We start from the raw sequence: 15,908 nt of genomic DNA on the forward strand, positions 1-15,908 counted from the left end.
CATTTGCGTAGCAAATGACGTTTGTGTCTTAGCCTACCTTTAAGGAATAATTTTGCTGATCTGTGCAAAAAGGCTTTTTTCATAATGCCCTAGAAACAGCTTCCAACTCTCATTTGCGTAGCAAACGACGCGTGTGTCTAAGCCTACCTTTAAGGAATAAGTTTTGCCGTTTTGTGCAAAACGCTTTTTTATAATGCCTTTGAATTATTTCCAAAATCTCATTTGCGTAGCAAATGACGTTTGTGTCTTAGCCTACCTTTAAGGAATAAGTTTTGCTGCTTTATGCAAAAAAGGTTTTCGTAATGCTTTTGAGTAAGTTTCCAATTCTCATTTGCGAAGCAAATGACGTCTATGTCTTAGCCTACCTTTAAGGAATAAAAACAATAAATTTCCGCCCAACTCTTTAAAATGCTTTTTATCTTATCTATCCTACCTTTAAGGAATAAAAACCCTCAAGCAAATTTTCTAGTCCTACTATTTCTTTTTCCATGTATCTATCCTACCTTTAAGGAATAAAAACTTTCTTCTTCGATTTGCGGATTTGCTTTCTTTGCGTCGCTCCAGTGTCTATCCTACCTTTAAGGAATAAAAACACTGGTTATTCTGTACGGCGATGTCTGTTGCCTTGGCGTGTCTATCCTACCTTTAAGGAATAAAAACTTAAAAAAGTAATAAAAGAGTTGCCCAAAATAATCGGGCAACTAATTTTTTTACAAATATAAGATGTTGATGCGATTTTTATTTTAGGCATATCTGCTATTTTTATCTTACACAAGGATTGATATATAGTTAAAGAAGGTTAGAGAAAATGGGCTAAAGTTTTTTAATCTTGTTAAATACCTCTTATGTTTTCTGGCAAAATTATTGATTGTTTTTTAATAACGCAGTCATTAACCGCAGCTTTCAGAATTGACTCAAGCTCCCTAAAATTACCAGGATAGGAATAATTTTCAAGTTTTTCAATGGCTTCAAGCGATATCTTGTCAACTGCGTAATTAAGATTGTCATCAACATAATTTATAAAAGGACTTTGAAGTATAAAGCTAATCAGAAATCTCAAATCCTCTTTTCTTTCTCTTACTGAGGGTATGGAAATTTTGTATTTAAACCTATAATATAAATCACTTCTAAAATTCCCTTTTTGAATTTCACTGATTAAGTTTTTGTTTGTTGCAGCCATTAGAAAGGTAGGTACAGGGATAGCTTCCTTGTCGTATCCTTCTGGTGTGATTTTATACTCATCTAAATACAACAATAATTTTGCTTGCGTAGAGAACGGTATTTCGGCTATTTCATCTAAAAACACAAATCCAAAAATATTTTCCATTAATCGACCTCCCCTATTGTCAGCATTGGTAAAGGCGCCTTTTCTTGTTCCAAACAATTCAGAGTCAATGAGATTTTGCTCCATATTAACTAAGGAAAATTGATAGTATTTTATTCTGTCATCATCAACTCGCTTTTTAACTGCATCGTAAATTATATTTGTTATCAAGGATTTTCCTGTTCCAGTTTCACCTTCTATTAAAATGGTAGGTAATTTGTAAGTGTCTTTTAGATTTTCCAAAAGGTAATTATCGAATCTGCTTAGATCTTTATCGATATATTTGATTTCATTCATCACATTCTTTATATCTTCAAAGTACTTTTCAAACGAGTTAACTATATCATCGATGATAATTTTTAATTTATGATAAAAATCTCTCATGCTGGGATCTAAAAATATACTAATATACTTTTTTTTCTTGTAAAAATCTTCCAATTCTTCTTTTGATTTGACTGAACTTCTAAATTTCCAATTTTTTATATTTTTGTAAGGAATTTTTCTAGTTATTTCGTTAAAATCATTATCTTCTTGATAGTTTTTCTTTAATTTCCTTATCTCCTCTTTCAGTAACTTTTCTAGTTTGCCTTTTTCCTCTAATTCAAACTTTAAACGGGATTTTCTGAATATGCCTATAATTTCATATTGAAGAAACAGGTCAAAAACCTGAGGTTTTACATAGTCATCGACCAAAATAATAAAGCTGCATTTGCTATCAATCTGGTTTTTTTGTAAGAAATCTTGATCCACAACGCTCAGAGTTACATCTGAAGACATTTTATTGGTGAACAAAGTTTTTACATTTACTTTTTCTTTCTTTTCATCAAATTGTTTTTGTAACGAGTCAATAATATCTTCTATAATAGAACTGTCTTCTATATAAATCATTTTTTCCTCTCCTTCACGTAGTAGAAAATTTCTTTTAATTCTGATTTAATTAAATCACTCTCTTCTAAATTTTTTTCTATAAACTCTTTGAAATCTTTGTAGCTTATTGAAGAATGGTTAGAAAAAATGTTGTTTAAGATATGTAAGATTGTTTCTTTTTCTATGTTTCCGCTTTTTTCTATTTTCTCTATGGTATCAGAATCAAAATAATTTTCAACCTGGTCAAACTTCTGTTTTATACTTGTGTTAGAAAAACGCGATCGGTATTCCCAGTACTTTTTAATTCTTCGTGGTGTAGGACCTCCACCACTTCTTACTAAATTAACAAGAGGAATCACTTCACCGTTTGGAAGCATAATGTTGTGGTAAGAATTCAAATTCTTATCAATTTTAAAACCAGTTTTATTGTTTCTCTTTGTGATGAAAATTTCTTCCAATCTTTCTTTGGTTATATTAACACATATTGGAAAGGAATCTAAATATTCTTGTATATCTTCTGCAATTGTTTTAGAGTTAAGATAAGTGATAATTTTGTATCCATTGTTTGTTTTTAATATTTCGTATTGTATTTTTCTTGAACTAACATATGGGGTTTCAAAAGAATAGTCGCCTCTTTCTTGCTGTGAACGCTCTTTGTTTGTTTGATCTTCTTCGTCTATTTCTTCAACAGAGGCAGGTTCATCGTCATCGAAATTATTCGTTTCTGGTTCGTCAGTGTCGAAACTATAAAGTATTTTTGTTTTTGCTTTTTCTTTTATTTTTTCTTTAGATCCCATTCTATTTCACCTCTTTATAAAAGGTGTAACTGGTTCTCGGATGAGTTTCAATATATTCTTTACTAAATTCTATATTTTTTAACACCCTCATCCCATTTTCGAAAGACATAACCGTTAAAGGTCCACGCGTCTTAAAATCCAAGAAATACGATTTGGCACTTTTGATTCCTTTTTCTTTCAAAAAATGAGCAAGGGAATAAAGTAATTCGAAATATATAGGATTAAGTTTGATTTTTTCTAACACTTCGTGTTGTTTGAGAGTAGGGTCATTTTCTATACTATAGATGAAATCTTCAAAAGTTTTTTTCCTAAACGCTAATTTAAAGATTTTTGAGCTTATAACATTCATATCCATCCCTTTAACACCGGTGTGAAAGGTTTGCATGGAAAGTTGAGTTCCCCTCTCCCCAAGTACATGTCCAGCGGAAAGACCTATATACTCGTTTGCTTCAAATTCTTTTAATGTGGATATATCATGACCTAAATACTTCTTTGATACGTAAAATCTCTTGTCTTCTTCAACTATTTTTGGAGAACAGATTTTTAATTTGCCTTGAGACTCAAAGATATTAGCTATTTCTTCCATTGTATTTTCATCTATCTTTATTTCTTTTCCATCTTTAATGAAGTATCTTCCCATATATTCAGACAAATCGAACTTGTACTTTGAGTCTTCACCAGAAGATTTTATGATTTTTTTGGTAAGCATTATCTCGTTGTATTCATCAGACTCTCTTGTGTAAAGATTTCCAAGAAATTCCACTAATCTTCTTGTAAAGTATCCGGCTTGTGCAACATGAAGCTTTTTGTCCATTAAAGTTCCTCGAGCTCTCATCGATATAGATACCTTACTTTTGTCTGCTTTAAAATAATCGTCTATCGGAATCCCTTCAAGAAAGTTGCTATTTGAAACCTTTTCGATTTTTAAAAAGAGTTGATCAAATTGCTCTTCTTTGCCTCTGCACTTGCTTTGTTTTATATATTTCATGCTATTTTCTTCTTCGTTTTTTTCTATTTCATAGACTGAGAGGGTCAAGTTATTTTCCATAGAATTTAACAAGTAGCCATTTATAATTTCTAGGTTGATAAGTTCAGGAATATCTTCGCTTTGCTTTGCCTGAATCAACTTTTTAAACTTCTCAGAGTATTCTTCTTTCATTGCATTTTTGTCTTTTGCGGTAATGGTATAATATCCAAAAACCATATCTTGGTCTATTGAATAATTTAGGCTACCGTCTCCAAGTTTGAACGGATTGTTTGAAGGTAGCATTTTGATTAATTCTTCCCTGATTTCTTCACTTTGTTCATATGGATAGTAAACCGCCATGGTATCTCCGTCGAAATCTGCCCCGAACCCCTCACAAACATTTATTGGTAGTCCAATTGTATAATTTTGCCAAAAAAGCGGTTTAAAGGATTGCATCGAATGTCTGTGCAAAGAGGGTTGCCTGTTCAAAATAACATATTTATTTTTTAGATCTCCGTCAGAGAATATCTCATTAAGACACTTTGCAACCTCTATTCTCTTTTTATAATCTCCTTTTAGTGCTCTATATATTTCAATAACGTTGCATTTGATAGACTTGTGATTTTTCAATATTTCAAGGCCAAATTCAATCGGTAATATCGCTGTATTTATATTCAGAGGAATGTCTTGGTCTAAGTAGTAGTTGATATTGTCTTTTGGTTGAGGAGTGATAACAGCCCTCCCTGAGTTATGTATTCTTATTGCCACCATATGAGATCTGATATAACCTTCTTTTTGGAATAGCGATTCTTTTATTATTGAGAGAGCCTTTTTGAGAGTTTCCCTGTTTTTCTTTGAGCGAGAGTTTTCATTTGCATTTAACAAAGAAACAAATTTCTCGATATTTGTATAAATCGATTTTATACTTTTTTCGTCATCGTTTATGTCATCTTTGTAATTTTCGAAGTATTTTTCCACATAGTTTTTAAAGTTATCGTAAAATGCTGATTGTTCTTTCTTCCAGGTTTTAACCGAGTAATCCTTTCGAGCTTTCATCGACTCATAAGCTACTTTCCATTCTCCCCTGATGGCTTTGAATGAGACTTTTATTTGTTCAAAATAATCTTCTATTTCTTTGTTGTTGAAATACCCGTTTAGATAAAAAACACTCTCCAAAAAAGAAGGAATGCTCAATAAGTTCTTATCTTTTCTAAACTTTTGGGAAAGAAATTCTTCTATCTCTTTATTTGGTTTAATTTTATTTGGTAATTTATTTTCAAATATTGATTTCATAGAATCATTATGATTTATTGAGTAACCAAAGGTTTCCATCATTGAATAGAAGAATTCTAAAAGAGTCTCCTTTGTGGAATCACCTAACTCAGATTCGTCAATATTTTTTTTTGCAAATAAGTTTATTAGATTTTTATTGTTGTAACTAAACAGGCTCCAAAATTCCATCTCACCGATTTTTTGTCCACCATTGTTTGATCTTCCTTTTAAGGGTTGTTTGTTAATTTTTCCTTCAGTAGCTTTGTGTACAAAGTGTATTTTATCCCGTACACAGTGATCTAATCTCACCATGTATTGAAATCCTACCGTTAGGTACCAGTTTTTATCCTTATAACTTACCTTAAATCTTCCATAATCGTCTGCCCCGATTTTCTTTAAAGATTCTAAAATTTTATCCATCTTGTTGTATCCATTTTCAAAGGGAGACACACCATTTTTAAAATCTTCAAAATCTGAAAACTTTTGTGCCATTGTACTATGAGTTTCATATAACTGTCCAAGATTCATTCTTGAGACTACCCCTAAAGGGGAAAGCATCACATCAAGTGATATTTTCTGATCTTTTACGGTAACTTTAGGCATTTCATCATCACTCAAAATCAGTGCTATTGTGCCTTTATTACCGTGTCTACCCATTATTTTATCCCCAATTTCAAGAGGTTTAAAAACTTGGTACTCGATACATATTTCAACTTCAGTTTTCAGCTTGCCACTAAAATCATAATTTCCAAAAGGTCTCTCTGGAGTATGAGGAATGCTTTTAACAACGGCTTGATACTTTCCATGGTACGTGTATTTTTTATTGTTTTTGTATTTTGGGCTCTTCACTTCAAACAAGACGTCTCCATAGTTAACAGTTTGATTTTCTCTGATCTTCCAGATTATTTTTGTTTTGTCATAAATCCAACTATTTCCAGCTACCTCAGGAATTTTAATTGGATCAACTTCAACGTTGAATTTATCTTCTTCAAGCACGGTCGCTTGCATTTTTTTGGCGAAACTTTCTGAGACGACAATTCCATCTTCAAAATTGAATCCTTCAAACAGTCCATATCCAACAAATGCATTTATACCGATTTTATCTTTTTCCTTGCCTGTCTTTAAAAAAGGTTCTTCTGCATTATCAAGAGTAATTGCTTGTTTAAGGTTTTTTGAACCCATCAAAATCCTTGCTCCATCGGAATGTAATATAAATGGAATCTGATAGCTTGCAAAGGATAATAAATCTTGGGCAGTATTTTTGCTGGAGTCATTAAAAAATTGGAATTTATCTGCGTTGTATCTTAAGTTTTCTGAATCAACCAGGTTCAGCGTCAATCCAATTTTTTCTGACTCTGGGGTTTCAAGAAGGTCGACTATTCCAAGGTGAGATTCGTGAGGCAATCGAAGATTTTCGTTTACTAGTTCATTTGGATACACGACTTTTCGAGGGTTAGAATAATACTCAATATAATTTAGTTCATCAGGGATGAAAAATATTGGAACTTTTTTAAACAAATCTTTGCCTTTACTTATTGTATAATACTTATATATCCATACTCCAATCTTTCCACTTAATTTATTGATCCTTTTGAGTCTAACTTCCGTTTTGTCTGTATCTTTATTGGACCTTTTTTCCGTTAGAACACCAACAAGCGTGCTTAAAATAGCCAAATAATATCCTGGGATTATCAGTTTGTTGCTTAAGTCCAAAACTTTTCCTACTGATTCTTCTTTTTCTTCATCAGAATCAGAATCTGAAGAGGTATCTATTTCATAACCGTCGAAAATAACCCAAGGCGTGTATAATTTTCTATTTCCGTATTTAAAATATCCATCCTCATCAGGATACAGGATTTGGATATCCTCTGCTCTTAAGGTTTTCTCTTTATCGCTAATCTCGATTGAATAAAGCCCATATCTAGAACAATCATCTTCCAAGGTTTCGGCAGTTTTTTCGAATTTCATAATATCTATTTTACTTAACTTTTCAATTAAATTTTCATTTAAATTTTTCTTTTCAACATCTTTTTTCAAATTGTTAGTTATATAACGAATATATTTTTCCACAATAGGCTTCCAATCATCTGCAACAAATGGTTTATAATACTCTTTAATCATATGATCTTACCGCCTTTTTGTCGAAAGATAATTTTAAGCTCTTTCCCATAATTCTCAGGTTAGCCCCTTCCAACTCCTTTTCGATATCTTTCTTAATTTCCTCTATTACTTTGTCTTTAAACTCTGTATCGTCGTTGTTTACAACATTTTTAATGAGATTCAAGTGTAAATAAATTTCTTGTGTGTCTTCATCGTTATTCCATTCCAACCACAACGGATAAATCGCAGCAATATTTCTATGCTTTTCAAAATGCTCAAACTGCAAAGATTTAAATGCAATGGTATCCAATAATTCCATTTCTGGATTATTTATACTATAATTCCCATTAGATATTTGCTTTTTTATATATTCATATATTTGCGTTTCTAAAGCTTGCGACTTATCTTTAATGTCAGCGAATAACTTCCGTTGCTCATTTGCGTTTGCTGTGTCTAATGGTCCTACTGAAACTTTTTTTACCAACTCTTTGAGAGTTTTTAAATTGACTGAATTTGGAAAATTCAGTTCGTATTTATCAATCAAACTTAAAATTTCAAACTTTGTTCTTTTCAATCTTGCACTATGGTAAGAATTCGTTACGATCCTATCCGCTTGTACATCTGTTCCGTCTATAAACTTCAGCCACCTTGCGGCATGTATAACTAACTTTTTAAGTTCCTCGTCTTTAATTGGTGATCTGTCAGATTCAAGTAATTCCTTTAATGGGGTCGTGTCGATACCAAAAATTTGAACATACTCTTTACTCTTTGACCCTCTGTCTTTATCTATCGGTAAATACCCTCTATGATACTTGGAGATTAATTTAACGGCCTCTAAAATCTCTTCTTTTTTATTTCCAAAAAGTTTTTTTAAATCGACATCATTTTCACCAATTGGCTCAAATATATTAAAAATACTGTCTTCGTTCTTGTACTCATCTATGAATTGAACGGAAAGCTCATTGTGCAAATCCCTAACCAAAGAGGGATATTTATCAAGGTATATAAAATTACCATCATTGAGTTTAAACTTTGAATATGTGTGTCCTAAATCGTGAACGTTGAGGGCTAAAATTAAAATAAAATAAAATACATATTTGTACTCTATCCCCGTATCGCCGTAATAACCATCGCTAATATCTTCCGGTAAGAATTTTTCCTCTGAGAGAATTTTTATTAAATTGGCGGTAAAATCCATCAATCTCTTACTATGTCTCTGTGAATGCTCAACGGTCTCCGGTATAAGATCCCCTATCCACTGTTTGGACCACTTAGTTATAATCATATTCTCAATGTATTCTTTCAGTTCTCTTGTTTTTTCTTTGTTGCTATCATCAACTTCAAAAACATCGAGTAGATTCTTTCCAATGCCAAATGGCAATTCTCGTTTTTCCTCATAATCACTTAAAATTCTTGCCAAAGGATAAAATGGTTTCAGTTGGTATGATTCTGTGAGAGAGAAAACGTTGGCAATCTCTTCAGGTAAATTTAAAAAATCTTTTATATCCAATATTTTATCATTCTCATTCAAATTCAAAGTTTTCACTATTGAATAGATATTATCGAAGTAATCATAATCCCAATCCAGGCCAAAGGCAGGAAATTCTTCCAGATCCCCATTTTCGTATTTATAATAAAAAGGTATATTTTTGAATAACGAATAAATAGCTATGACTAACCCCACATTTTTCTTACCACCAGTTACATCGATGATGAACTGATCCTTAGAGTTTTTGCTTAAAACTTCATCCAATTTACTCCAACTAAGGTCAAAAAGATCCCTCGATAAAACATTTATCAAAGGAGCAATTTCAACGTTCAAATTGTATTTATTCTCAAAAATACATTTCAACATTGCTCCATCCCAAGAATTATTTTCATCGTAGTAACTATGGCTTTTATCTATTTTTTTTATATCTTCATTTTTGCTATTAAGTTTTCCTAGGAAATCAGGTAAAGTAAAAAGAACAATATTTTTAATGTTGTACCCCATATTTTTAATCAAATTATAAGTCTCTATCTCTGCAGATATCCCAACTGGAATATCAAAAACTTTGATCTTTTCATACTCTTCTTTGATAAAAAGTTCTTTTAATTCTTGGTATGTGTTGTGGAATTTTGATCTATCACTAGAAAGGGATACCCCTTGAGTTATAACTAACGTTATATCACCTTTCAATCTGTTCTTTACAAATTCAATAATATCAAATACTGATTTATCCTTAACTTCGAACTTTGTAGCTAGATTTTTGTTTTTGTACTTCTCAAAATTATCATTGACTTCAATAAAATTTTCAACAGGATAATCATTGTCTTTCAAGTATTCATTAAAGTCTTTTTTCTTTACCTCGCCCTTCTCTTCTACTTCCATTAAGTATTCTAGATCCTTAACAGCTAACTGATGTTCAAACGGTTTTAAGAATTCGTCTATGACAATTTCGGGATTCTTTTGCAAGATATATCTAATCTTCGCAACCATTTTGAAGCTTTTCAGTAAATTCCATTTTTCAGCAATCTCTTGAGGTGATACAGATCGTTCTATTTCCTCCCTTTCTTCTAAGCCACTGCTTTTAGAGGTATATGTCCATTCCTGATAGAAACCTGTTGGTAACTTTTTTATAGTTAATCTGTACCTCGTGTCTTCAGAATCGCTAACATACCATTGGATAATACCAACTTTACTATGCTTTTTTGACTTAAGTAAGTTATTAAAAGTACTTTGATTCAATAAATATTTCTTTTCAACTTCATAACTTATAATAATCACCCCCTTGATTGAACAAACATATTAATATTTTATCACATTTTTTCTAACGTTTCGAGAAGATGCACCAATTTATTTTAATAAAGGGGTATCTGAGTAAAACTCCAACAAATAACTGCCCTATAATAACATGGAAATTAAATAACTTAATCCATAGTAAGCACCAAAGAAATTTAAAAATATTTTCTGTTGTCATACCTCTATTTTTATATTGAATACGGTATAATTTCATTGTAACAACAAAATACACACTTCTAATATATATTGAATGTCTTAAAAGCTAATTACAATACTTTTTTTATGACTGTTAATAGACCGTATAATTCAAAATATTGGAGGAAGATATAATGAATGAAGAGTTACTTAAAATTTTAGGAAGGATTGCCTCTGCCTTAGAAAACATTGCCGAAAGTCTGAATAGAGAAAATCAAGATAATATTTCTAATAATCTTAATTATGCAAATTCACACACATACGTTAATAAAAATACCACACAAGATGAAAGCGAAGATATCCTCAACAGACAAATTATCCTTGCAAACTTTTTAATAAACAGGAGAATCACAATAAAAAGCATACCAGAGGAAGAAAATGGAGACAAAATTTTAGATAAAATAGCTGTTTTTATGGGTGACAGATATAAATTGATTCGCCCATTTTTGGATCAAATAAAGCGAAAGATGAACTCAGGACAAACTGTTAAAATGTATCTAAAGGAAAGAACTCAAGATGAAATTTCAAGTATTTGTCAATTGGGTAGCTGGCTACATGAAATTGCTTTTTTGTCGGAATTTATATATTATAAATCTCCAAAATATCTTTTATTAGCTACACCGAATAGAATACCCAAAGCGTTGAACTTTTTTTCGGGTAAATGGTTTGAAAGATATATTAAATATCAAGTTATTTCTTTAATAAAGCAAGTTAATCCTTCGATAAAGTTTTCTTATTTAGCAAATCCGCAAGTTTCATTTGCAAATGGAGATGACTTTGAGTTAGACCTTCTCTTCGAAATAGAGGGAGAGATTTTTTGGTTTGAAATAAAGTCAGCAGATTATCAAAGATACGTGGAGAAATATTCAAAAGTTTCTAAACTACTAAACCTGGACAAAGACCACTCTTTTATGGTCTTACTAGATATCACAGAACCAGGAGCAGATGCTTTAAAAGATTTATTTCACATGAATGTAGTAAATCTCGAAAATTTTTCCAAGGAATTTCTTAATCAAATACAAAAATGGCAAAACATTGAAGTGAACGAGAATGAAGAATAATTGCGTAAACGCACCCCACCTAACTGCCTCATAATAATATGGAAATACCCATCCTAAAATTAAACTACTTTACCTTCCTTTTCACAAAAGGTTAGCAACTGCTCCGAACAAAATAAAGAGGAGGTGAGATAGTTGATACCAAACAGAAATTCTATTGAACCTTATTCCAAAAAACCTTCAGAGAAAATTACTGGTTTGATTAGTTTCATAACAATGGCTATAGTAGTTGCTCTGTTCACACTTGTTTATCTAATCAGTCCGATTGACTTTTTGCCTGGGAATCCAATAGATGATCTTGGAATCTTGGTAGCAGCTATAAGTTTTCTCAGAGATAAATTCAGTGACGTAATTGAGAATGACGATTAAAACATCAAAATGTCTTTAGAATAGCTTCCAACTACTCATTTCAAATATATGAACTCAACTTACCAAATATAACTCTGTTTAAAAGAGAGTTATAGAAAAACTCCCCATCTAACTGCCTCATAATAACATTGAAACTACTACCCTACATTTGAGTTAGATTATTTTCCTTCCCTTAAATAATTAACATTTTTTCCAGACAAAATATAAAGGAGGTGATACAAGCGATATCAAAGAGAAAGTCTTTGAACAAAACTACTTAAATGTTTACCGCAAAATCGTTTTGCATAAAAATTTTTGTGAGGTGATAAAATGAAAAAAGGTGTATTAATTATTTTGATAATAGGAATAGTTTTGAACTCATTTGCATCTATAACTTTAACTAGATATGATGAAGCAGAAACACCCATAGAAACTCAACAAATTAGTGATTCGAAAGGAAATCAAATAGAAGTTAGAGTAAGCTATCTTGAAGAAAAAGGCATTTTCTTTGGAGAAATGTATGTTGCTAAAGAAGACAACACAGTAGATGCTTATGTTTCTTACAGTAAAAACTACGACTTTTATACAAGTAAGATCAACTATATGAAATATGAAAAACCTGCATTATATAAAACAATAAAATGGGGAATAATAGGTGGAACTACAGTAGTAACGTTTTTAATTTTCCCCCCTATGAGTTTGCCTATCGGAATTGCTTTTGGTGGTAGTGCGATAAACGCTGGTATTCTAATTCCTCCATTAGCTTCCCTTCTTGCTTTTGTCACATCCACCATGACAGCGGATGAATTCATTCAACACATCATACAAAATTATAAAGAAGAAGTATGGATTAAGTTAAATTAAAAATACTGTGTGTATGTGTTGAAAAGAACTAACAACGATCGATAAAATTTTTATAAGCTATAAAGAGCGCCCTTATAGGGCGCTTTTTTGTTTTTTGACTATAGTAAATTGTTGAGCTTGTATAACAACGATATAATAGCGAAAAGTTTAAGAGAAAGTATAACTACCTATGGTTAACATGAGTGTTAAAAAGTCAAAGCTTTATTCCATAAACTTTTGACCTGATTTTTAACAATTTCTCAAATTTTCGCTTGACAATTGTAATTTTTTATGATACACTATTTTTGTTGATTTGTGCAAATCGCTTTTTGCCGCCCTGTGCAAAATGGTTTTTTGCTGATCTGTGCAAAAGGTCCTTTTCATAATGCCTAAGAAATAATTTCCTTATTCTCGTTTGCTTCGCAAACGACCCTTGTGTCTTAGCCTACCTTTAAGGAATAAATTTCACTTACATGCGCGAAAATTTCCACTTGCAACGCTTTAGAAACACTTCCCAAAAATTCATTTCCCACTCTAATGACTCTTAGCTTTTAACATGCATATTAGAAATAGAAAAATAAATACTCTCACACTTTTAGACGAAATAACACTACGGAAAACATGGCTTGCCTTGTAACTATTGTGCAGATAAAAAAACTTTAAAAAACGATTAAGGAGGAGATTTATCTGCTGCTTCTGCTACTGAAAATCTATATATTAATTAGTTTAATATCCGCAACTTTGGCTTACACTACATTACATTTTATTCCAAAACTAAAAAACAAACCAACATTCTATCAAAATCTTAAAAAAGGATTTGAACAAGAGGGAATTGCAATAAGTCAAATAAAAGTTTTTCTAATATTCCTACTAACTTTTATAACCTATAGTTTAGCTTGGTTCATTTCAATTCCAATATCTCTAATTGGCATTTTTGGAAGTATAACCAAAGTTTGAAATGAGTTTGTAAAGTCGATCCCCTAATATGGGAAAAATCAGGGGATCGACAGATTTGTTCTTAAAAAAATAGCCCTTATTCATATCTAACACATTCAAATAATTAATCTAGATCGGTTAATAGATAAATACTTTTACTTTGATAATAACAACTTGATTCAGAAAACTCAGTTTTTAAGGAGAGATGATATGTATCTATACAATGTAGGAACAGCTGTAATTATATGGCTCATAGTTTTGGGCGCAATTAACGCTGGTATATCAAATGGATCCGTTGGTATGATTTTTTTAGGAGTGATCATTCTGATTTCAGCTATAGCCGTAGAACAAAACAGAAAGCAGAAGAATAAAGAAAAGCAAAAAAGCGAGAAAGTGGAATCAATTCAAGAAACAAAAACAAACCACGAAGAACCGAGTTCACCCTTACAAAAGACAACTCAAACAAAAGATCGAATTGTTGAAGAAAACATAATAAAACCCAATCAAACATCTAATCAAAAAGAACCAACACCTAGCAAAATAAAAGAGGTATTTGCAAATATTGGTTGGTTCTTTTTAGTTTTCTTTATTATTATCATTCTTACTGCAATATTTGAATTTCTAAAATCTTTATTTGGACTTTATTGATTGAACAATCACCTAAAATTTCTAATCTTTTCTACTAAACCAAATCCCATAGAATTCCTTGCTCCAAGACCTGCATCGTATCCAATTTTTAACAAATCTGGTGACCCACTTATATAAAATTTCCCTTCCCAACCTTTTATTATAAACCCTTTATAATTGGAAATTGTCATCTTCAAATGACCATCTGACGGTTTTATTGTAAAGTTGTCATCTTGAGGTTCGCAGCCATAGAAAGCCTCGAATTTACGTATCAAATTACTTCTAATTATCTCATTAAACTCAATATCAGCAGGTGATAAATAACGTGTTTTAGTTTTGTCGTTATCTTTCAAAGAAACGTGAGCTGTAATAGGAGATTTGGTTTCGACTTCTAAACCTTTGGAAGGTAAAAACTTACTGTACTTGATATCTTCAACTTGCACCTCTTGTCTATTTAGAAAGTATTTTTTGGTAAATAGTATCTTATCAATAATGTATTCTAAAAATTTGTCATTTGGTGATGAAAGAGTAAACCAAATCTTATCCGTGAAGGTGATCATTTTAGTATCTTGATTGTAGTTATAATTACCAAAAAACTTTGAGAAAGTAAACATCTTAAAAGTTGATTTATCAGCCTTAAAACCTACATCATGTAAAAAACTTTGATAATATTCATCATTGATCCAATTGTAAATCAACGCCTGCTGATAATGATTATAATGAACTGGCAAAGAAAGATTATCGACACTTAGTTTTATAAAAAGCCTCATCTTATCACCTCGTGTATATTATAACACTTAGGAAAAAAATCTAAAATAAGAAAAGAGAAAAGGTTATTGAAAGCTTACGGTTTATCTCTATACTCCTGATGTTCGGTCTGATTTTTACAACAATTTTCTTTTAAAATTGTTGATAGTGAGTATAACAAAAATACCAATTCATAAAATAAGATGGCATTTTGTTGCCCATACAACCCCAAGTTAATCAAAAAAACCGCTTGGATTAACTTCCAATAAACTAATATTCATCTATTTAACCTAAAAAAGAAAATGATATAAAAAAAATGTCTGTCGACCTCCAATAGGGTAAAAAACCCAGGGGATCGACAGACAAGTGTTAAAAGTCACAAGGCTTATTCCATAAGCCTTTGAATTGATTTTTAACATTTTCTCAAAGTTTTGCTTGACAAATGTAATTTTTTATGATACACTTTTTATCGTGAACCTATGGGTGTCTATCCTACCTTTAAGGAATAAAAACAAGAGAATACGGATATAGTAACTGAAGAGTTGATAAAGTGTCTATCCTACCTTTAAGGAATAAAAACAATCATATACAGGACCAGACTATAAACCTATATTTAGGTGTCTATCCTACCTTTAAGGAATAAAAACCCGATAGTAACTTCGACCAACTTATTTTTTTGATTTTGTGTATATCCTACCTTTAAGGAATAAAAACATTATATTGGGAGGGAGAGAGCCAATAAAGTTTTAAGTGTATATCCTACCTTTAAGGAATAAAAACTCATACTCTTTCCATAACATACTTTCTTCTCTACCAGTGTATATCCTACCTTTAAGGAATAAAAACAATTTAAACTTGCTAAAGTTGCTTGAGTTGCGAAATGTGTATATCCTACCTTTAAGGAATAAAAACCTGAATTTCTTTTAATCTTTCGTCAATTTCATCTGTTTGTGTATATCCTACCTTTAAGGAATAAAAACCTGAATTTCTTTTAATCTTTCGTCAATTTCATCTGTTTGTGTATATCCTACCTTTAAGGAATAAA

At 31.3% G+C, this 15,908-nt stretch carries 9 protein-coding genes and 1 CRISPR repeat array; of the genes, 4 read left to right on the top strand and 5 right to left on the bottom strand.

The annotated features are described in order from the left end of the window. The first annotated feature begins 248 nt into the window (after window positions 1-248). Window positions 249-660: a CRISPR direct-repeat array (repeat unit 27 nt; unit sequence TCTATCCTACCTTTAAGGAATAAAAAC). A 172-nt stretch (window positions 661-832) separates the two neighbouring features. Genes BZ25_RS01725 through BZ25_RS01740 form a run of 4 tightly spaced genes read right to left on the bottom strand, consistent with a single transcriptional unit; the run spans window position 833 to window position 10,094 of the window. Further along, window positions 833-2,212 carry a sigma 54-interacting transcriptional regulator gene (locus BZ25_RS01725; protein WP_121567220.1) on the bottom strand — a complete coding sequence of 460 codons (1,380 nt, stop codon included), beginning with the start codon at window positions 2,210-2,212 and terminating at the stop codon, window positions 833-835. Then, window positions 2,209-2,988: a hypothetical protein gene (locus BZ25_RS01730; protein ID WP_121567221.1), complete on the bottom strand. Its 780-nt coding sequence runs from the start codon at window positions 2,986-2,988 to the stop codon at window positions 2,209-2,211. Before BZ25_RS01730 ends, BZ25_RS01725 begins: the two co-directional genes overlap by 4 nt. A 1-nt stretch (window position 2,989) precedes the next feature. Next, window positions 2,990-7,348, bottom strand: a complete 4,359-nt coding sequence (locus BZ25_RS01735) for a hypothetical protein (protein ID WP_121567222.1) — start codon at window positions 7,346-7,348, stop codon at window positions 2,990-2,992. Further along, entirely contained in the window at window positions 7,341-10,094 is a 2,754-nt protein-coding gene (locus tag BZ25_RS01740) for a hypothetical protein (protein ID WP_121567223.1), read from the bottom strand. Before BZ25_RS01740 ends, BZ25_RS01735 begins: the two co-directional genes overlap by 8 nt. A gap of 344 nt (window positions 10,095-10,438) precedes the next feature. Between BZ25_RS01740 and BZ25_RS01745 the strand changes: the two genes are divergently transcribed. From BZ25_RS01745 to BZ25_RS01760, 4 genes are all read left to right on the top strand, one after another. Next, the gene (locus BZ25_RS01745; protein WP_121567224.1) at window positions 10,439-11,365 is read left to right on the top strand and encodes a hypothetical protein; all 927 of its coding nucleotides are present in this window, start codon (window positions 10,439-10,441) and stop codon (window positions 11,363-11,365) included. Between the two features lie 132 nt (window positions 11,366-11,497). Then, the gene (locus BZ25_RS01750) at window positions 11,498-11,731 is read left to right on the top strand and encodes a DUF1232 domain-containing protein (protein ID WP_103064536.1); all 234 of its coding nucleotides are present in this window, start codon (window positions 11,498-11,500) and stop codon (window positions 11,729-11,731) included. Between the two features lie 309 nt (window positions 11,732-12,040). Continuing rightward, window positions 12,041-12,574 carry a hypothetical protein gene (locus tag BZ25_RS01755; RefSeq protein ID WP_121567225.1) on the top strand — a complete coding sequence of 178 codons (534 nt, stop codon included), beginning with the start codon at window positions 12,041-12,043 and terminating at the stop codon, window positions 12,572-12,574. A 1,125-nt stretch (window positions 12,575-13,699) separates the two neighbouring features. Further along, window positions 13,700-14,137 (top strand): hypothetical protein, encoded by a 438-nt coding sequence (locus BZ25_RS01760; RefSeq protein ID WP_121567226.1) that lies wholly within the window; start codon window positions 13,700-13,702, stop codon window positions 14,135-14,137. 8 nt (window positions 14,138-14,145) lie between these two features. On the opposite strand, the gene cas6 is transcribed toward BZ25_RS01760, so the two are convergent. After that, window positions 14,146-14,886 carry a CRISPR-associated endoribonuclease Cas6 gene (cas6, locus tag BZ25_RS01765; protein ID WP_121567227.1) on the bottom strand — a complete coding sequence of 247 codons (741 nt, stop codon included), beginning with the start codon at window positions 14,884-14,886 and terminating at the stop codon, window positions 14,146-14,148. Window positions 14,887-15,908 lie beyond the last annotated feature (1,022 nt).

This window comes from Petrotoga sp. Shatin.DS.tank11.9.2.9.3, from assembly GCF_003665005.1.
Classification (GTDB): domain Bacteria; phylum Thermotogota; class Thermotogae; order Petrotogales; family Petrotogaceae; genus Petrotoga; species Petrotoga mobilis.